We start from the raw sequence: 18,582 nt of genomic DNA, 5'->3' as shown, positions 1-18,582 counted from the left end.
GCCGCGACCGTAGGCGCGCCGGCCGCCGGATCGGCCCCGCGCGGCCGCGCCGCGGCGCCCACTGGGGATTAAACCGAGGCTGTGCACAACCGCTCCGCGGGATGGGTCAATATGGAACCACGAACGCATCGCCAGCCAGCTGGTAGCCACGTTCACCCCAGACGACAGGAGGCCGCCGTGCAACTGGCGCTCACACCGGAGGAAGCCGCATTCCGCGACGAACTTCGCACCATCTACACCACCAAGATTCCCGAAGAGGTGCGCGATCGGGTGCGCCGGGGCTCGGCGGAGGTGAACCGCGACGACATCGTCACCAGCCACAAGATCCTGCACGAACACGGTCTGGCGGTGCCGAATTGGCCGGTCGAATGGGGCGGCAAGGATTGGACGGCCACCCAGCACCAGATCTGGGCCGACGAGATGCAACTGGCGTGCGTCCCGGAGCCGCTGAACTTCAACACCAAAATGGTGGGGCCGGTGATCGCCGAATTCGGTTCGGAGGAGATCAAACAACGCTTCCTGCCGCCCACCGCCAGCCTCGACATCTGGTGGTGCCAGGGGTTCTCCGAGCCGGAAGCCGGTTCGGACCTGGCGTCGCTGCGCACCACCGCGGTCCGCGACGGTGACAGCTACGTCGTCAACGGCCAGAAAACCTGGACCACCTTGGGCCAGTACGCGGACTGGATCTTCTGCCTGGTGCGCACCGACCCGCAGGCGCCCAAGCGTCAGGCCGGCATCTCGTTCCTGCTCTTCGACATGAACACGCCGGGCATCACCCTACGGCCCATCAAGACGATCGACGGCGGCCACGAGGTGAACGAGATCTTCTTCGAAGACGTCCGCGTGCCCGCCAATCAGCTTGTCGGAGAAGAAAACAAGGGCTGGACCTACGCGAAGTTCCTGTTGGGCAACGAGCGCACCGGCATCGCCGGTGTGGGTCGGACCAAGGTGCGCCTCGCCGAGGTGAAGAGGCACGCCGCCGAGACCGGGCTGCTCGCCGATCCCCTGTTCGCCGCCCGGCTGGCCGAGGCCGAAAACGAGCTGCTGGCACTGGAACTCACGCAGTCGCGGGTGGTCACCGATTCCGCGAACGGCCAGCCCAACCCGGCGTCGTCGGTGCTCAAACTCCGCGGCAGCCAGCTGCAGCAGGTGGCCACCGAACTGCTCGTCGAGGTGGCGGGCCCCGACGCCCTGCCCGCCGACGGCGAGGGCATCGCGTCCCCGGCCTGGGCGCAACACAGTGCGCCGCACTACCTCAACTACCGCAAGACGTCGATCTACGGCGGCAGCAACGAGGTTCAGCGCAACATCATCTCGTCGACCATCCTGGGATTGTGAGGCTGCCATGGACTTTCAGTTGACCGACGAGCAGACCCTGCTCCGCGACACCACCCGCGATCTGCTGTCGCGCAGCTACGACCCGGAGAGCCGCAACAAGGTGATCGGCACCGATCTGGGCTGGAGCCGCGAGGTGTGGAGCCAGCTCGCCGACACCGGAATCCTCGGGCTCGGCTTCGACCCGGACGAGGCGGGCCAGATCGAGATCATGGTCGTGCTCGCCGAGGCGGGACGCCGGCTGGCCCCCGAACCGATCCTGCACGCCGCGCTGGCGCCGGGTGCGCTGATCGCCGAGCTGGGCACCGACGCCCAGAAGGAACAGCTCGACGAGGTCGCGGCCGGCCAGCGGCTGCTCGCCTTCGCCCACCTGGAGCCCGGCCACCGCAAGGCGACCGAGGGCGTGGTCACCAAGGCTGTGCGGCAAGGAGATTCGTGGGCGTTGACCGGCAGCAAGAACCCGGTGCTGGCCGGTGACTGCGCCGACACGTTGGTGGTGAGCGCCGCCTTGCCCGACGGCGGCACCGGCCTGTTCCTGGTCGACGCGGAAGCGCCGACCCGGCACCCCTACCGGACATTCGACGGACAGCGTGGCGCGCAGGTCGACCTGGACGCCACCCCCGCCGAACCCCTGGGCGAGGCGGTCGACGCCTCCCCTGCCATCCGCGACGCCATCGTCCGCATCCAGGCCGGGCTGTGCGCCGAGGCCCTCGGGGCGATGGCGGAGGCGCTGCGGCTGACCACCGATTACCTGAAGAGCCGCAAGCAGTTCGGCGTCACACTGAACAAGTTTCAGGCGCTCACCCAGCGGGCCGCCGACATGTACGTGTCGCTGGAATTGGCGCGCAGCATGAGCCTGTACGCGTCGATGTCCATCGCGGACGGCAACCTCGACCCGCTGATCGCGTCGCGCGCCAAGCTGCAGATCGGCCGCTCGGGCCGGCACATCGCGCAGGAGTCGATCCAGCTGCACGGCGGGATCGGGGTGACCGCGGAATATCCGGTGGCGCACTATGCGGCCCGGCTCACCGCGATCGAGCACACCCTGGGCACCTCCGGCGACCACTTGCACAACCTCATCGACCACCTCGGCGACTACGACCTGGCCCGGCTATAGCCGATGGCCGAGGCCGCCAAGCTCTCGCAAAGAGTCGTCGAGTTCCTGTCAGCGGGCACCCGCACCGGGATGCTGGGCTACGTCGCGGCCGACGGGCGGCCACTGGTGGCGCCGGTGTGGTTCGTGGTCGACGGCGACCAACTGGCGTTCACCACCGGCCGCGACACGTCGAAAGGCCGTGCCCTGGCCCGTGATCCGCGCACGGTGATCTGCGTCGACGATCCCCATCCGCCGTATTCGTTCGTTCAGGTACAGGGCGTCGTCGCGCTCGGCGAGGAGCCGGCCGACGTGCTGGACGTGGCGACGCGGACCGGCGCGCGGTACATGGGCGCCGAGCGCGCCGAGGAGTTCGGCCGCCGCAACGCCGTCCCCGGTGAACTGGTGGTGCGGCTGCGCCCGACCAAGGTCATAGCCGGCTTCGATATCAGCGACTGAATCCCCCACCCGTCAAAGGAGACGCGATGAGCAAGCCCCCGATGGACCGCCCGCTCAAGGTGATCCAGTGGACCACCGGAAACATCGGGCGGCGCTCGCTGCACGCGATCATCGGCAGGGGAGACATGGAGCTGGTCGGGGTGTACGCACACGGGGCGGACAAGGTCGGGGTCGACGCCGCCGAACTGGCCGGCTGGCCGGAACCGACCGGCGTGCGGGCGACCAACGACATCGACGCGCTGCTCGCCCTGGGCCCCGACGCCTGTTGCTATAACCCCTTGTGGCCGAACGTCGATGAACTGGTGCGGTTGCTGGAATCGGGCGTCAACGTCTGCTCCAGCGCGGCCTGGATCACCGGCGGCAAGCAGACGCCCGAGGACCGCGAACGCATCGCGGACGCCTGCAAGCGAGGCGGTTCGACGATCTTCGGCAGCGGGGCGCACCCGGGCATGACGAACATGGTGGGCATGGTGCTGTCCGGCGCCTGTGAACGCGTCGACGAAATCCGCATCACCGAGTCGGTGGACTGCTCGACGTACGAATCGGCGGAAACCCAGACGGCGATGGGCTTTTCGCAGGATCCCGATACGCCTGGCCTCGCGGAAAGCGTGCGCCGCGAAAGCGAGGTCTTCGCCGAATCGGCCGCCATGATGGCCGACGCGATCGGGGCGAAGCTGGACCGGATGACCTTCGACGTGACCTTCACCGCCGCCACCGGTGATTCCGATCTGGGCTTCATGACCATTCCCGCGGGAACCGTCGGCGGCGTCTATGGCTACCACCGGGGCTGGGTGGGCGACCGCAACGTGGTCAGCGTCGGGTTCAACTGGACCATGGGCTCTCACGTGACCCCGCCCAAACCGCTGGAGCACGGCCACGTCATCCAGGTGTTCGGGCTGCCCAACATGCGCACGGTGCTGCACTGCCTGCCACCCAAGGATTGGACCGAACCGGGGTTCATGGGCTTGGGCATGATCTACACCGCGATGCCGGTCACCAACGCGGTCCCGGCCGTGGTGGCCGCCGAGCCCGGGATCGTCACCCTTGCCGACTTACCGCCGGTCACGGGACGCGTGGCGGGGTAGGCGCGTATGCCGTTCGCCACATCGAAGGGCCCCGGAGGAACGCTTGCGTGCACTAAGGTTTACAGTGCTTAGCTGAGCAAATAGTCGAAAAGACAGCGGTGTCGTCGACGACATAGGTGAGCTTTGCGGCAATGCCCGGACGGCGGGCAAGCGGAAGGCGGTCAGGTGGTGGCTAGTCCAGGCTCGGGTCCACGTACTCCCACCGTGACCCGTGCGCTCAAGCGGGCGTGGATACCCCTGGTTTTGGTGGTCGTCCTGGCCGTTTCGGCATTGATCGTGTCGCGGCTTCACAAGATCTTCGGCTCGCAGGACCTCAACGCGAACGCCGGCAAGGGGATCGAAATCGTGCAGTTCAACCCGAAGGTCGTGGTGTACGACATCACCGGCCCGCCCGGCGCCACCGCCAACATCAACTACTGGGACGAGAACGCCAACACCCATCAGGTGAACGCCGCGCCGCTGCCGTGGTCGACCACCATCTCGACGACGTTGCCGTCGGTCAGCGCCAACATCATGGCGCAGAGCGACAGCGGCGAGATCACCTGCAAGATCACGGTGGACGGCGTCGTGCGCGAACAGCGGAGTTCCGACGGCCACAACGCGCAGACCTTCTGCCTGGTGAAGTCCGCATGAGCAACGCGAGCAACGAAACCCAACGCGACCTGAGCGCGGCCGACACCGGCCCGATCAACACCAAGGGCCTGTCCAAGGCCGAGCGGGGTCACCGCCCGTACCTGCCACATGCGATCCGCATCTTCGCGGTGCCGATCATCCTGGTTTGGTTGTTCGTGACGGTCCTCGTGAACGTCATCGTTCCGACACTGGAAAAAGTCGGTGAGGCCCACTCGGCGCCGATGACACCGCTGGACGCGCCGTCGATGAAGGCGATGATGCGCCTGGGCCACAACTTCCACGAATTCGACTCCAACAGCACGGTGATGATCGTGTTGGAGGGCCAGCAACCGCTCGGCACCGACGCGCACCAGTACTACGACAAGCTGATTCGGCAACTCCGCCAGGATCCCAAGCACATTCAGCACATTCAGGACTTCTGGGGCGACCGGCTGACGGCCGCGGGTGCGCAGAGCGCCGACGCCAAGAGCGCCTATGTGCAGGTGAACCTCGCCGGCAACCAGGGCACCACGCTGGCCAACGAGTCCGTGGATTCCGTCCGCAAGGTGATCGAGGAGAACAAGGCGCCGCCCGGCGTGAAGGCCTACGTCACGGGCCCTGCCGCGCTGTCCGACGATATGCACATCATCGGTAACGCCAGCCTGGCCAAGATCACGCTGTTCACCCTGGGCGCCATCGCGATCATGTTGCTGCTGGTGTACCGGTCCATCGTGACGACGCTGGTGCAGCTGTTCATGACCTTTGTCGCGCTGGCGTGTTCGCGGGGGGTCGTCGCCGTCCTGGCGTACCACAACGCATTCGGGCTCACCACGTTCGCCGCCAACATCCTCACCATGTTGGCGATCGCCGCCGGGACGGACTACGGCATCTTCCTGATCGGTCGCTATCAGGAGGCGTTGGCCGCGGGCGAAGACCGAGAAACCGCGTACTACACCACCTTCAAGGGCGTCGCCCCGGTCGTCTTGGGTTCGGGCCTGACGATTGCGGGCGCGACCTATTGCCTCAGCTTTTCGCGGCTACCGTGGTTCAACACCATGGGCGCGCCCGTGGCGATCGGCATGATCGTCGTGGTGCTGGCCGGCGTCACGCTGGGGCCCGCGGTGGTCTTCGTCGGCAGCCGCTTCCACCTGTTCGAGAGGCAGGCCAAGCGTGGCCGGCTGTGGCGCCGGGTGGGTACCGCCGTAGTACGTTGGCCGGCACCGGTTTTGGCCGTGAGCGCCGCGGTCGTGCTGGTCGGCATGATCGCCCTGCCGAGCTTTCACACGAGCTACAACGACCGCCATTACCTGCCGTTGTCCGCGCCGTCCAATCAAGGACAAGAGGCCGCGAACCGGCACTTCTCGGAGGCACGGATGAATCCCGACCTGTTGATGGTCGAATCCGACCACGACATGCGGAACCCGGCCGACATGCTGGTTTTGGACCGGGTCGCCAAGAACGAGATGCGCACGCTCGGCATCGCCATGGTGCAGGACATCACCCGGCCGCTGGGCATCCCGATTCAGCACAGCTCGATTCCGTTCCAGAACAGCATCCAAAGCCAGACGACGATGCAGAACATGGGCTTCCTCAAGGAACGCATCGCCGACATTCTGCGGATGGCCGACGACCTGCAGACCCAGATCGAGACGACGCAGCGCCAGTACGAGGTGTCCAAAGACCTGGCCAACGCCGCCGAGGACAGCGCCAAGACCACGGCGGTGACGTCGCAGATCACCGATACCCTGCGCGACCACATCGCGGACTTCGACGACACCTTCCGGCCCGTGCGCTCCTACTTCTACTGGGAGCGGCACTGCTACGACATTCCGTTGTGCATCGGGTTGCGGTCGCTGTTCGACACGTTCGACGGATTCGATCAGCTCGCCGAGCAATTCCATTACCTGACAACCGATATCGAGCACACCGCGAAGGCCTCACGCGACCTGACCGAGTTGTTTCCGACGCTGATCAACACGCTGAAGACGACCCGGGGCATCACCTTGACCCTGTATCAGACGTTCAAGGCGATGATCGACCAGATGGAGGCGATGAGCAACACCGCGATCGTGATGGGTCAAAGCTTCGACGCATCGAAGAACGACGACTTCTTCTACCTGCCGCCCGAGGCCTTCGACAACCCGGACTTCCAGACCGGCCTTCGAATGTTCTTGTCGCCGGACGGTAAATCGGCGCGGTTCTTCATCACGCATCAGGGTGATCCGATGTCGCCGGAGGGCATTGCGCAAGTCGACGCCGAACGCACGGCGGCGCAGGAGGGTCTGAAGCAATCGTCGCTGTCCGACGCCCGGGTCTATCTGGGCGGAACCGCCGCGACGTTCAAGGACATGGCCGACGGCGAGAAGTACGACCTGATGATCGCCGTGGTGTCCGCCCTGACGCTGATCTTCATCATCATGCTGCTGCTCACCCGCAGCGTGGTGGCCGCGTTGGTGATCGTCGGCACCGCGGCCAGCTCGATCGCGGCGTCGTTCGGTCTGTCCGTGCTGATTTGGCAGGACCTGTTCGGCATCAGGATCCACTGGATCGTGATGGCACTGTCCGTGATCATCCTGCTGGCCGTCGGATCCGACTACAACCTCCTACTGGTCTCCCGGTTCAAAGAGGAGATCCATGCCGGCCTCAAGACGGGAATCATCCGCTCTATGGCGGGTACCGGTGGGGTGGTGACCGCGGCGGGTCTGGTGTTCGCGTTCACCATGGCTGCCATGTTGGGCAGCGACTTGCGGGTGCTGGGGCAGTTCGGGTCGACGGTGTGCATCGGTCTGCTGCTCGACACGCTCGTCGTGCGGACGTTGCTGATGCCGTCGATCGCGACGCTGCTGGGCCGTTGGTTCTGGTGGCCGCAGGTGGTGCACCCGCGCGGGGACAACGCGCGGCGCGCGGTGCCGGCTTAAGTCGGCGGCTGCACGACGACCGCGACGGCTCCCGCGCCGACGTGCAACGCCAGCACCGGCCCCAATCCGGTGATGATCGCCGGCTCGCAGGCGGGTAACCGCCGCGCCAGCGTCGCCGTCACCTCCTTGGCACCGTCCGGGTTGGCGACGTGATGCACCGCCAGCGCGCACGCGCTGTCGCCGGCCGCCTCGCAGACCCGGTCGACCATCGCCTCCGTCGCGTGACTGACTGTGCGCACCCGTTGCGCCAGAACGAGTTTGCCGTCGTCGATGCGCAGCACCGGCTTGAGCGACAGCGCGGTGCCCAGCCACGCGGTGGCCCCGCCGATCCGCCCGCTGCGGCGCAGGTTGTCCAGCCGGTGCACGACCATGAACGCGTGGCTGTGCCGGGCGGCCACGGTCGCCGCCTCGGCGACCGCGTCGAGGTCGCCGCCGGCGGCCGCGGCCCGCGCGGCGGCCAGCGCCGCGAAGCCGGTGCCCATCGCGGTGGTCTTAGAGTCGACCACCCGCACGCGGGGGTCCAGGTCGGCGGCGGTCCGTTCGGCGGCGCCGCAGGTCCCCGACAACCCGGACGAAATGTGCACCGCCACCACGCCGTCCCCGCCACTGTCGGCCAGCGCCTGCTGATAGGCGTCGGCGAGTTCGGCCGGCGTGGCCGCCGCGGTGGTGGCATGGCGCTTGTAGACGTCGTCGGGGATCTCGTCCACACCATCGCGCAGATCGACTCCGTCGAGCAGAATGTGCAGCGGCACAACGCGTATCGCCCACCGGTCCAGCAGGTCGGCCGGTAGGCGCGCCGACGCGTCGGTCACCACCACGACGGTCACGATTGTGGCTTATCGGTCGCCACTGGTCCCTTTTGCAACGCCTGATTGCGCGGCTTCTCATCGCGCTGCGCGTCCCCCGCAAGCGGGCGCTGCGCGTCCCCCGCAAGCGGGCGGTGCCCCCACTGCATCGTCGCCACGCCCGCCTCGGCCAGCGCCTTCAGCATCAGCTCGGCGACCGCCTGATGGGCTTCGAAATTCCAGTGGATGCCGTCGGGATTTCCCCGCCCGGACATGATTTGTTCGGCGACAGCGGCTTTGAGATCCACCAGGGGAACGTCGTGGCTTTGCGCCCACTCGGTGATCGCGGCCGCGGTCCCCGCGCGGCCATGGTGGGCCCGGCCGTACGTGTCGGCGATGTGCACCGACGGCAGCGACGCGACGATCGGGATGCCGGGGCGGTTGAAATCGATTGCCCCGCGGGTCTGTTCGAGGTATTCGGCGCTGAGGTGCGGCGGCAGCGCGGACCGGGCCACCGGCGAGAGCCGGGGTTGCAGCCAGCCGTATCCGTCGCGGACCCAGCGCCGCAACCGCGGCGGGCGCACGTAGCGGATCAGCTCGCGCAACGCGGTCGGCAACACCGACGGCAGCGAATCCATGCCGCCGGTGGCGAAAATGACGGCGCCCGCCCGGGGCAGCGCCGCCCAGGCGCGCGGGTCCTGGGTCGCCGCCCACCAGATGTCGCGGCAGGTCCAGCCGATGCGTCCGATGAGTTCGACGTCCCAACCCAGTTTGGCGGCAACGATATTCGGCCAGATCCGGTGGTCGTCGGCGGGCAGGCCGCCGGTGGGCCCGTAGTAGGCCAGGGAATCGGCGAAGATCAGTAGCGTGGGCCGGGCGTCAGAGGACATCGTTGGACACCTGCGCCGAAGCGTTCCAGACGTCGAGGCGCCAGCGGATGCCGTCGAAACCCGCCGCGTCGTCGTCGGAATGGCCGGAAAGCTGCACCCAGCTGGCATTGCCCATGCCGCCCAGCACCGGCCAGTTGGCGACCGGGAGCTTCAGCAGCGCGGCCGACAGCGCGGCGATCAGGCCGCCGTGGGCCACCAGCACCACGGGCCGGTCGGCGTGCTGGGGGTCGCCCCATTCCGGTTCGCCGGAGACCAATTCGGCAACCAAGGGCACGCTGCGGGCGGCCACGTCGACGCGGCTTTCGCCGCCATGCGGCGCCCAGGTGGCGTCCTCGCGCCAGGCCAGCCGGGCCCCGGGGGCCTGGGCGTCGACCTCGGTATGGGTCAACCCCTGCCAGTCCCCGAGATGGGTCTCGCGCAACCGCTGGTCGACCCGGATCGGCAGGCCGGTCCGCTCCCCCAGCCGCACGGCGGTGTCGTAGGCGCGGTGCAGGTCCGACGACACGATCAGCAGCGGCTGCAGCTTGCCGAGCACCTCGGCGGCCGCGATCGCCTGGGCCCGCCCGAGCTCGCTGAGCTCGGAATCCAGTTGGCCCTGCATCCGGCTGCCGGCGTTGAACTCGGTTTGCCCGTGCCGCAACATGATCAGGCGACGAATGGTCATTGCGCGTCCGCTGAATCCTCGGGGCCCTCGGCCAAATCCACGGGCACCACCGGGCAGTCGCCCCACAACCGGTCCAGGGCGTAGAAGTCGCGGTCGTCCTGGTGCTGGATGTGCACGACGATGTCGCGGTAGTCCAGCAGCGTCCAGCGGCCCTCCCGGGTGCCCTCCCGTCGGGCCGGCTTGTAGCCCGCCCTGCGCATCTTCTCCTCGACCTCGTCGACGATGGCGTTGACCTGTCGTTCGTTGGACGCGGAGGCGATGACGAAGCAGTCGGTGATGACCAGCTGACCCGACACGTCGATCACGACGACGTCGTCGGCCAGCTTCGAGGCGGCCGCGCCGGCAGCCACCGTCGCCATGTCGATGGCTTCCGGGGTGGCGGTCATGGGTTGTTCCCGGCTGGCATGCTCGATCGGCTCACGGTGTCCTTCGATGGTTCAGCGGCGCGATACAGCCGGCGCTTGGAGACGTATTGCACGACACCGTCGGGCATCAGGTACCACAGGGGCCGACGCTGTTCGGCGCGCAGGCGGCAATCGGTCGACGAGATCGCCAGCGCCGGAATCTCGACCAGCGTCAGCACATCGTCTTCCAGCTCGCCCAGCACGCCGGTGATGTGTTCGCGCCGCAGCTCGTATCCGGGCCGGCTGACGCCGACGAACCGCGCCAAGTCGAACATCTCCGCCCAGCCCTGCCACGACAGGATGGAAGCGAGCGCATCGGCGCCGGTGATGAAGTACAGCTGCGAATCCGGGTTCAGGGCCTGCAGATCCCGCAGCGTGTCCTTGGTGTAGGTGGGCCCGGCGCGGTCGATGTCGACCCGGCTCACCGAGAAGCGGGGGTTGGAGGCGGTGGCGATCACCGTCATCAGATAACGGTCCTCCGCGGCCGAAACCTCGCGGTCCTTCTGCCAGGGCTGACCGCTGGGCACGAACACGACTTCGTCGAGGTCGAACAGGTCGGCGACCTCGCTGGCGGCAACCAGGTGCCCGTAATGGATGGGATCGAACGTCCCACCCATCACGCCGAGCCTGCGAAGCTGCTTTTGCACGGTTTGCCAGCTTACTTGAGGCGGCGATCCGGCCCGATTTCGTCACAGCGGCCACAGCGGCCCCGGCTAACACCGCCGGGGGTCACGCTGGCGTGACTCTCGGCCCTCCCCGCCACGCTGGCGTGACGCTGGGCGACGCGGGAACCGCCCTTAGACCGGCAGCAACTGGTCGATCACCGCGGCCAGCTGCTTGGCCGACCGGCATTCGTGCATCGTGATGACCTCCTGGTAGCGCGGCACCGCCGAGTCGCCGCTGCCCCACAGATGCCTGGGCTCGGGATTGAGCCAGTGCGCGTGCCGGCTCGCCGTCACCATGTGGGACAGCAGCTCGGTCTCCGGATTGCGGTAGTTGGTGCGGCCGTCGCCGAGCACCAGCAGCGAGCTGCGCGGCGACAGCACGTTGGGGAACGCCTGCACGAACGACGCGAAGGCGTTGCCGTAGTCGGAGTGCCCGTCACGGCTGAACACGCCGGCCTCCCGGGTGATCCGCTGGATCGCCACGGCCAGATCGGCCTCCGGCCCGAACATGTGAGTCACCTCGTCGGTGGTGTCGATGAACGCGAACACCCGGACCCGCGAGAACTGTTGGCGCAGAGCGTGTACCAGCAGCAGGGTGAAGTGGCTGAATCCGGCAACCGAGCCGGACACGTCGCACAGCACCACCAGTTCCGGTCGCGCCGGCCGCGGTTTGGCCAGCACCACGTCGATCGGCACGCCGCCGGTGGACATCGACTTGCGCAGCGTCTTGCGCAGGTCGATCACCCCGGCGCGGCTGCGCCGGCGCCGCGCCGCCAGCCGGGTGGCCAGGGTGCGGGCCAGCGGGGCGACCACCCGTTGCATCTGGCGCAGCTGTTCGCCGGATGCCCGCAAGAACTCGACGTTCTCGGAAAGCTGTGGAATGCCGTACATCTGGACGTGATCGCGGCCCAGCTGTTCGGCGGTGCGCCGTTTCGTCTCGGCGTCGACCATTTTGCGCAGCTGGGTGATCCGCTGCGCGGCAAGCGCTTTGGCGATCTGCTCCTGGGTGGGAGTGGGCTCGTCGCCATACGGGGCGAGCAGTCCGGCCAGCAGCTTGCCCTCCAGCTCGTCCAGGGCCATCGCCTTGAGCGCCTGGTAGGAGGAGAACGAAGGGCCGCGGCTGGAACTGTATTTGCCGTAGGCCTCCACGATCCGCGCGACCATGGCTACCAGCCGCTCGTCCATGTCGGCCAGGTCGGGGTTCTCGTTGAGCAGATCCAGCAGCATCTGGCGCATGGCCTCGACGTCGTCGGGCGGCAACGAGTCGTCGCCCGGGGTCCCGCCGCCTTCCTCGTCGGTGACCGTCGCGCGCGCGCCCAGCGCCGCGGGGAACCACAGGTCGAACATGGCGTCGTAGGTGTCGCGGTGTTCGGGGCGGCGCAGCACCGCGCACGCGAGGCCCTCGCGCAGCACCTCACGATCGCCCAGACCAAGGGTGGCGATCACCCGGCCGGCGTCCACGGTCTCGGACGGTCCCACCGAAATGCCCACTCCGCGAAGCGCTTCCACGAAACCCACCAGGTGGCCGGCCAGCCCGTGCGGGGCGAGCGGCCGGGTGGGGCGGATACGGCGGGCGGCCATCTTTGTTGAGCCCTTTCCCTAATTGAGCCGGAGCTCCCCGGCCGCGCGCTGCTGGTCGGATTGATGCTTGAGGACCACCCCCAGGGTGGCGGCGACGACGGCGTCGTCGATGGTGTCCAGGCCCAGCGCGAGCAAGGTGCGGCCCCAGTCGATCGTCTCGGCGATGGACGGCACCTTCTTGAGCTGCATGCCGCGCAACACCCCGATGATGCGCACCAGTTCCTCGGCGAGGTGCTGCGGCAGCTCGGGCACCCGCGACAACAGGATCCGGCGTTCCAGCTCGGGGCTGGGAAAGTCGATGTGCAAGAACAGGCATCGACGCTTGAGGGCCTCGGACAGTTCGCGGGTGGCGTTGGAGGTCAACACCACGAACGGCGTCCGCTCGGCGGTGATGGTGCCCAGTTCGGGAACGGTCACCGCGAAGTCGGACAGCACCTCGAGCAGCAGGCCCTCGATCTCGATGTCCGCCTTGTCGGTCTCGTCGATCAGCAGCACCGTGGGTTCGGTGCGCCGGATGGCGGTCAGCAGCGGGCGCTGCAGCAGGAACTCCTCGCTGAACACGTCGTCCTTGGTCTGGTCCCAGTCCCCGGAGCCGGCCTGGATGCGCAGGATCTGCTTGGCGTGGTTCCACTCGTACAACGCGCGCGCCTCGTCGACCCCCTCGTAGCACTGCAGGCGGACCAGTCCGGAGTCGGTGGCCTGGGCGACGGCGCGGGCCAGCTCCGTCTTGCCGACGCCGGCCGGGCCCTCCACCAGCAATGGCTTGCCCAGCCGGTCGGCCAGGAACACCGCGGTCGCGGTGGCGGTGTCCGGCAGATAACCGGTCTCGGCCAACCGCCGCGATACGTCGTCGATGTCGGCGAACAACGGCTTGGGCCGGGCGGGCACGCTCACTATCTCAGTTCTCCTAAAACACGGAAGTCAGGCGGGGCGGACTTGCCCGTCACCCCACGCGATCCACTTGGTCGAGGTCAGCTCCGGCAGCCCCATCGGACCGCGCGCATGCAATTTCTGGGTGGAGATGCCGATTTCGGCGCCGAAACCGAACTGCTCGCCGTCGGTGAACGCCGTCGACGCGTTGATCATCACCGCGGCGGCGTCCACACCGTCGCTAAACCGTTGCGCCGCAGCCATATTGCTGGTGACGATGGCCTCGGTGTGCCCGGTGCCGTACTCGTTGATGTGGGCGATCGCGGCGTCGATGCCGTCGACCACCGCGACCGCGATGTCCATCGACAGATACTCGCGGCGCAGGTCGTCCTCCGCGGCGTCCGCCGAAATCCCGCCGTGCACGGTCACTCCGGCGTCCTGCAGGGCGCTGAGCAGCTGAGGCAGCGCCTTCTTGGCGATCGCGGCGTCGACCAACAGCGTCTCGGCGGCGTTGCAGACGCTGGGCCGACGGGTCTTGGAATTCAGCAGGATTCGCTCCGCGAGCTCCAGATCGGCCCCTTCGTGCACGTACACGTGGCAGTTGCCGACCCCGGTCTCGATGGTGGGCACCTGCGCGTCGCGGACCACCGCGTTGATCAGGCTCGCTCCCCCACGCGGGATCACCACGTCGACCAAACCGCGGGCCTGGATCAAGTGTGTCACCGTGGCGCGGTCCTCGGCCGAAAGCAATTGCACCGCATCGGCGGGCAGGTCCTCGCTGACCAGCGAGGCGCGCAGCACCTGGACCAGCGCCTGGTTCGACCGGGCCGCCGACGAACTCCCGCGCAACAACACCGCGTTTCCGGACTTGAGCGCCAGGCCGAAGGCGTCGACGGTGACGTTGGGCCGGCCTTCGTAGATCATGCCCACGACGCCGAGCGGCACGCGCTGCTGCCGCAGATGCAAACCGTTGGGCAAGGTGTAGCCGCGCAGCACCTCCCCGACCGGGTCGGGCAGACCGGCGACCTGCCGCAGCCCGGCGGCGATTCCCTCGACCCGCTTGGCGTCCAGCGCCAACCGGTCGAGCATCGCGGTCGGTGTGCCCGCGGCTTCGGCGGCGCTGAGATCCTCGGCGTTGGCCGACAGGATCAAGTCGGTGTGGGCGGCAATCGCGTCGGCCGCGGACCGCAGCGCCTGGTCCTTGGCGACCGTCGGCAACAACGCGAGGACGCGGGAGGCGACCCGGGCACGCCGCGCGGCGTTGTGGACCTCCCGGCGCAAGTCAGGCAGCGATGGTGCTTGCAGACTCATTGAACCAGGGTATCGGGCCACAACCGGCCAGGTGCGGCGGCCCGGGTATTTACGGCATGCGCTCGGCGCGTAACGCCGGGGCCGGGCGCGGCACCCGCGTTCTCCTCAGCGCAGCGGCTTGGCGGAATCCTGCGCCTCGGCGCGGGCCGGCCCGAGCCGCTCACGCCCACTGACCTGACGCACCTTGGCTTGCCGCTCGTCGATCAGCCGGCCTAAGTCTTGAAGCAGCAACGGTTTTCGCATCACCAGATGCTCCAGGTGCTCCCGATCGATCTGCAGGGCGGTCACCTCGTCCAGCGCGTAAGCGCCGGCGAGGTTGGGCTGGCGGGTCAGCGCGGTCAGGCCGAGGAACGACCCCTCGTCCAGGATGGTGACCGGAACCATCGACCCGTCTTCGGTCCTCGCGGTCAGCCGCACCCGGCCGGCCACCAGAAAGGTCATTCCCGACGACACCTGCCCGGCGTACTCGAGGATCTCGTCGGCACCGTAGCGGACGAGTTTCGCGTACGGCACCAGCGACTGCTGATCGATGTGGCTCAGCCGCAAGGCTGGCGCCACCACCGTGCGCAACGCCTTCTCCACCCGTCGCTTGGTGGAGAAGTTGTCCTCGGTGCCGTCCAGGCGCAGGCGCGCCCGGCGCGCGGCGTACCAGACCCAGCGCAGGAAGGTGGCCTCGGTCGCCTCGGCGTCGGCGGGCGACAGCAGCCGGATCGTCGTGCGGTATTGGGCGCTGCCGAGGGCCACGGTGCTCGGCGGCACTTCGGGTCTGCGGGCCGGTAGCGCGCCGGCGACCCGGGTCAACATCGCGCACACCTTGTCCGGCGAATCGCCGGGCGCGAACTTCGTTGTGATCGCGCAGTCGTACGCGCGCGAGGGCCGACTGAGGTTGGTGAACGAGGTGCTGGCCAGCATCGAGTTGGGCATGATGCGGATGCCGTTGCCGGTGTCGATGTGCACGGCCCGCCAGTTGACTTCGACGACGCGCCCGCGCACCGTGCCGGTGTCCAACCAGTCGTCGATGCGGAACGGCTGCTCGAACAGCATGAACAAGCCGGACACGATCTGCCCGACGGAGTTTTGCAGCATCAGGCCGATGACCACCGACGTGACGCCCAGCGCGGTGAACAAACCGGCGATCCGGACACCCCAGATGACCGACAGCATCAGCGTCAGCCCCACACCGATGACCCCGAAACGGGCGACGTCGAGGAAGATGGCCGGCAGTCGCTTGCGCCAACTGTCGTCGGGCGCACCCTCGAACACGGTCGCGTTCAGCGCCGACAGCACCAGCACCAGCACCAGCAGGCCGAACACCGTGGTCAGGATCCGCACCGAGCCCTGGCCGGCCGGCACCTGCGAAGCCTTGACGAGCAGCAGCAACAGCGCGCCGAGCGGCAGCAGGTAGTTGCGCAGCAGGCTCACCTGCCTGGCGAGGTGGCTGTGGCGACGGACCAGCGTGCGGTGCAACTCGGTCAGCAGGATCAACGCGACCGGAAATCCGATCGCGACGCCGATGGCCCAGTAGAACCACGATGAGCCGAAGAGGTTCATTATCGCTCCGACAACCGGTAGATCGGCTGGTCGGTTCCACCGACCGATATGGTGCCTGCCGGCGCGAACTGCCGCACGTCACGCATCGCCTCGTACACCTGCGACGTGACGTAGATGCCGGATTGGCTTGAGCCACTCTGCATCTGATAGGCCAGGCTCACCGCGGCGCCCCACATGTCGTAGACCAGTCCGGATCGGCCGACCAGTCCGCTGATGACGTTGCCGGTGTTGATGCCCACCCGAAGGCGCAACTCGTGACCCGTTTGGCTGTTGAACCGCTCGATGATCTGGCGCATCTCCACGGCGAAGTCGACGCTGCGGTGGATGCTGTCCAGCCGCGGCGTCACCACCCCGCAGCTGGCGAGGTAGCCGTTGTGGAAGGTGCGGATCCGCTCGACGCCAAGGGATTCGGCCGCCGAATCGAACTGCCGGAACAGTTCGTCGACGATGCCGACCAATTCGTCTCCCGACACATCCCCGGAGATCTCGTCGAGCCCGACGATTTCGGCGAAGATGATCGCCACGTCCTGGTGTTCCTGCGCGATGGTCTCCTGGCCTTCGCGATACCGCTGGACGACGGACTCGGGCATCAGCGCAAGCAACAGGCGATCGTTCTCCCGGCGCTGTTCGTTGAGCAATTCCTCCTTGATGGCGAGATTGCGACTCATCTCGTTGAAAGCCCCAGTCAGGTCCCCGATTTCGTCCCGCGTGGTCACCGGGATGCTGACCTCGTAATCCCCGGAGGTGATCTTCTGGGTGCCGGCCTGCAGGCGGCGGATCGGCCGCAGCATGAGCTGGGCCAACACCATGGACGCGACGCAGATGGCGAAGATCATGATCGCCACCGCCAGCACCAGCGTCCTGCTGAACCTGCCCAGGCGCGCGAACGCGTCCGAGTTGTCCCGCGTCGCCAGGATCGACCAGTGCAGATCGGAGTTCGGCACCGTCAGCGGTGCGTAGGCCTCCAGTTCCCGGTTGCCCTGGTAGTCGGTGGCGCTGATGACCCCGGACTGCCCGCGTTGGGCCGCACGAAGACCCGCGGTTTGGACCGGCTGCACCAGCGTGGTCCCGCCCAGGCGGATCGCTTCGTCCACGACGTCGGGCGGGGTGCCCGCCGCCACGGCCTCGCGCCGATACTCGGCCGGGTCCTCCAGGAAAAGCCTTGAGTCGGAACGCATCAGGCCGTCGGGGCCGGCGAGGTAGGTCTCCGTTGCCGGCCCCATGCCGGCGGCCTCCCAACGCTTGTCGGCGGTCATGATCCGGTTGATCTTCGAGATCGGCAGCGGCAGGGCCATGACGCCGTCGATCTTGCCGTTCATCCCGACCGGGGACACCGCCCACGCCGTTGGGGCGTCCAGCTGTGGCTGGTATTGCTGGAAGTCGGTGATCCAGACGAAGTTGATGTCGTTGGAGCGCAGCGCTTTTTGATATGCGTCCCGCAGATTCGATTCCCGGTAGGGGCCGGTGAGGATGTTGGTGCCGAGGTCCGGGCCCTTGTTCACCGAGTACACGACGTTGCCCTGCATATCCAGCAACAGCGCGTCCGGGAACTCGAAATGCGTGACGATGTTGCGCATGTAGAAGCCGTAGCGGGCGTTGGCCGCCGACCAGGCGCTGCCGTCGCCGGCGTCGTCGACCTTTCGCGCCTCCGAGACCAACGGGTACGGCGCGGTGTAGTGCGCCTGAAGATACTTCTGCGCATTGGAACTCGGGAAGATCGCGTTGCGATCGAGCTCGTCGCCGGTGATCCGCCTGATCGGTTGGATCATGTTTTCGTCGTAGTAGGTGACGAGCGCCTGCTGCTGGGCCGGTGTGATCGTCGCGTTGGACAACTGCGCGAAACCCTCGGTGAACGCCGCCGCGCCCTCGACGATGGAGAACCCGCCGCTGTAGACGATCAGCGAATTCGTCACCTCCCGGAACAGCGACTGCACCTGCCGCGCCTGCGACTCGCGCAACTCGATGAGTCGCTCGGATTCGACCTGGCGCAAGGCGTTGCGCCCCGACGACGCCCCGATGAAGCCGATCACCCCGATCGACAGGATGCTGCAGAGCAGCAGCGTCAGCAGGAGCTTGGATTGAATGCCGATGCGGAAAAGCCGGCGACGGCGAAACTTATGGTGCTTGCGAGCCTCGTCTTCCTGCGTCCCAGCCGTTTCCGCCCGGGTGGGGGCCGGTGCGGTTTGCGAAGCCGGCTCAGCGTCTTGCAGCTCGCTCGATGTCACTGAAACTTCGCCCTTCCTCGGACACGCAGCATCGCTCACGCAGCACATTAGCGCGCGCGTTGCAAGATATGGGGGATTGCGGCAAAGCGTTCGACGGGAAGAACGGCACTTAACTCACCGGGCAGCGGGCACTT

General features: G+C 67.5%; 16 protein-coding genes. 6 read left to right on the top strand and 10 right to left on the bottom strand.

Annotated elements, in window-relative coordinates:
• The first annotated feature begins 177 nt into the window (after positions 1–177).
• The 6 genes from A5680_RS16225 to A5680_RS16200 all read left to right on the top strand — a co-directional run bounded on the left by A5680_RS16225 (position 178) and on the right by A5680_RS16200 (position 7,502).
• Complete coding sequence (locus A5680_RS16225) at positions 178–1,338, top strand: acyl-CoA dehydrogenase family protein (RefSeq protein WP_067821069.1); 1,161 nt, start codon at positions 178–180, stop codon at positions 1,336–1,338.
• Positions 1,339–1,345: 7 nt separating this feature from the next.
• The gene (locus A5680_RS16220) at positions 1,346–2,452 is read left to right on the top strand and encodes an acyl-CoA dehydrogenase family protein (RefSeq protein WP_067821066.1); all 1,107 of its coding nucleotides are present in this window, start codon (positions 1,346–1,348) and stop codon (positions 2,450–2,452) included.
• 3 nt (positions 2,453–2,455) lie between these two features.
• Entirely contained in the window at positions 2,456–2,887 is a 432-nt protein-coding gene (locus A5680_RS16215) for a PPOX class F420-dependent oxidoreductase (RefSeq protein ID WP_067821064.1), read from the top strand.
• A gap of 26 nt (positions 2,888–2,913) precedes the next feature.
• Positions 2,914–3,972, top strand: a complete 1,059-nt coding sequence (locus tag A5680_RS16210) for a dihydrodipicolinate reductase (protein ID WP_067821061.1) — start codon at positions 2,914–2,916, stop codon at positions 3,970–3,972.
• 204 nt (positions 3,973–4,176) lie between these two features.
• Entirely contained in the window at positions 4,177–4,605 is a 429-nt protein-coding gene (locus A5680_RS16205) for an MmpS family transport accessory protein (RefSeq protein WP_067821057.1), read from the top strand.
• Positions 4,602–7,502: an RND family transporter gene (locus A5680_RS16200; RefSeq protein ID WP_067821054.1), complete on the top strand. Its 2,901-nt coding sequence runs from the start codon at positions 4,602–4,604 to the stop codon at positions 7,500–7,502. The genes A5680_RS16205 and A5680_RS16200 overlap by 4 nt, the downstream gene beginning before the upstream one ends.
• Here the strand turns inward: A5680_RS16200 and A5680_RS16195 are convergent.
• The 10 genes from A5680_RS16195 to A5680_RS16150 all read right to left on the bottom strand — a co-directional run bounded on the left by A5680_RS16195 (position 7,499) and on the right by A5680_RS16150 (position 18,448).
• Complete coding sequence (locus A5680_RS16195) at positions 7,499–8,329, bottom strand: DegV family protein (protein WP_067821051.1); 831 nt, start codon at positions 8,327–8,329, stop codon at positions 7,499–7,501. The genes A5680_RS16200 and A5680_RS16195 overlap by 4 nt on opposite strands.
• Positions 8,326–9,177 carry a diglucosylglycerate octanoyltransferase gene (octT, locus tag A5680_RS16190; protein ID WP_067821049.1) on the bottom strand — a complete coding sequence of 284 codons (852 nt, stop codon included), beginning with the start codon at positions 9,175–9,177 and terminating at the stop codon, positions 8,326–8,328. Before octT ends, A5680_RS16195 begins: the two co-directional genes overlap by 4 nt.
• Complete coding sequence (gene gpgP / locus A5680_RS16185) at positions 9,167–9,841, bottom strand: glucosyl-3-phosphoglycerate phosphatase (RefSeq protein ID WP_067821046.1); 675 nt, start codon at positions 9,839–9,841, stop codon at positions 9,167–9,169. The genes octT and gpgP overlap by 11 nt, the downstream gene beginning before the upstream one ends.
• Positions 9,838–10,227: a ribosome silencing factor gene (rsfS, locus tag A5680_RS16180; protein WP_067821043.1), complete on the bottom strand. Its 390-nt coding sequence runs from the start codon at positions 10,225–10,227 to the stop codon at positions 9,838–9,840. Before rsfS ends, gpgP begins: the two co-directional genes overlap by 4 nt.
• Positions 10,224–10,892, bottom strand: a complete 669-nt coding sequence (gene nadD, locus A5680_RS16175) for a nicotinate-nucleotide adenylyltransferase (RefSeq protein ID WP_082970396.1) — start codon at positions 10,890–10,892, stop codon at positions 10,224–10,226. The genes rsfS and nadD overlap by 4 nt, the downstream gene beginning before the upstream one ends.
• Positions 10,893–11,042: 150 nt before the next feature.
• Positions 11,043–12,491, bottom strand: coding sequence for a VWA domain-containing protein (locus A5680_RS16170; protein WP_067821040.1), 1,449 nt, complete (start codon positions 12,489–12,491; stop codon positions 11,043–11,045).
• Positions 12,492–12,509: 18 nt separating this feature from the next.
• Positions 12,510–13,385 carry a MoxR family ATPase gene (locus tag A5680_RS16165; RefSeq protein ID WP_067821037.1) on the bottom strand — a complete coding sequence of 292 codons (876 nt, stop codon included), beginning with the start codon at positions 13,383–13,385 and terminating at the stop codon, positions 12,510–12,512.
• A gap of 27 nt (positions 13,386–13,412) precedes the next feature.
• Positions 13,413–14,672, bottom strand: a complete 1,260-nt coding sequence (locus A5680_RS16160; RefSeq protein ID WP_055400084.1) for a glutamate-5-semialdehyde dehydrogenase — start codon at positions 14,670–14,672, stop codon at positions 13,413–13,415.
• 105 nt (positions 14,673–14,777) lie between these two features.
• Positions 14,778–16,223 (bottom strand): mechanosensitive ion channel domain-containing protein, encoded by a 1,446-nt coding sequence (locus A5680_RS16155; RefSeq protein ID WP_067821034.1) that lies wholly within the window; start codon positions 16,221–16,223, stop codon positions 14,778–14,780.
• Positions 16,223–18,448 (bottom strand): adenylate/guanylate cyclase domain-containing protein, encoded by a 2,226-nt coding sequence (locus A5680_RS16150; protein WP_067821031.1) that lies wholly within the window; start codon positions 18,446–18,448, stop codon positions 16,223–16,225. The genes A5680_RS16155 and A5680_RS16150 overlap by 1 nt, the downstream gene beginning before the upstream one ends.
• Positions 18,449–18,582: the final 134 nt, after the last annotated feature.

Source organism: Mycobacterium sp. E2989, assembly GCF_001667595.1.
Lineage (GTDB): Bacteria > Actinomycetota > Actinomycetes > Mycobacteriales > Mycobacteriaceae > Mycobacterium.
The sequence above is the reverse complement of the archived record's forward strand: the minus strand, read 5'-3'. Positions and strand labels throughout refer to the sequence as shown.

Coding starts and splice junctions, on each gene's coding strand:
- rsfS (WP_067821043.1), bottom strand. CDS start 10,227: ATGACCGCCACCCCGGAAGCCATCGACATGGCGACGGTGGCTGCCGGC.
- A5680_RS16220 (WP_067821066.1), top strand. CDS start 1,346: ATGGACTTTCAGTTGACCGACGAGCAGACCCTGCTCCGCGACACCACC.
- A5680_RS16215 (WP_067821064.1), top strand. CDS start 2,456: ATGGCCGAGGCCGCCAAGCTCTCGCAAAGAGTCGTCGAGTTCCTGTCA.
- A5680_RS16210 (WP_067821061.1), top strand. CDS start 2,914: ATGAGCAAGCCCCCGATGGACCGCCCGCTCAAGGTGATCCAGTGGACC.
- A5680_RS16160 (WP_055400084.1), bottom strand. CDS start 14,672: ATGAGTCTGCAAGCACCATCGCTGCCTGACTTGCGCCGGGAGGTCCAC.
- A5680_RS16170 (WP_067821040.1), bottom strand. CDS start 12,491: ATGGCCGCCCGCCGTATCCGCCCCACCCGGCCGCTCGCCCCGCACGGG.
- A5680_RS16200 (WP_067821054.1), top strand. CDS start 4,602: ATGAGCAACGCGAGCAACGAAACCCAACGCGACCTGAGCGCGGCCGAC.
- A5680_RS16155 (WP_067821034.1), bottom strand. CDS start 16,223: ATGAACCTCTTCGGCTCATCGTGGTTCTACTGGGCCATCGGCGTCGCG.
- octT (WP_067821049.1), bottom strand. CDS start 9,177: ATGTCCTCTGACGCCCGGCCCACGCTACTGATCTTCGCCGATTCCCTG.
- gpgP (WP_067821046.1), bottom strand. CDS start 9,841: ATGACCATTCGTCGCCTGATCATGTTGCGGCACGGGCAAACCGAGTTC.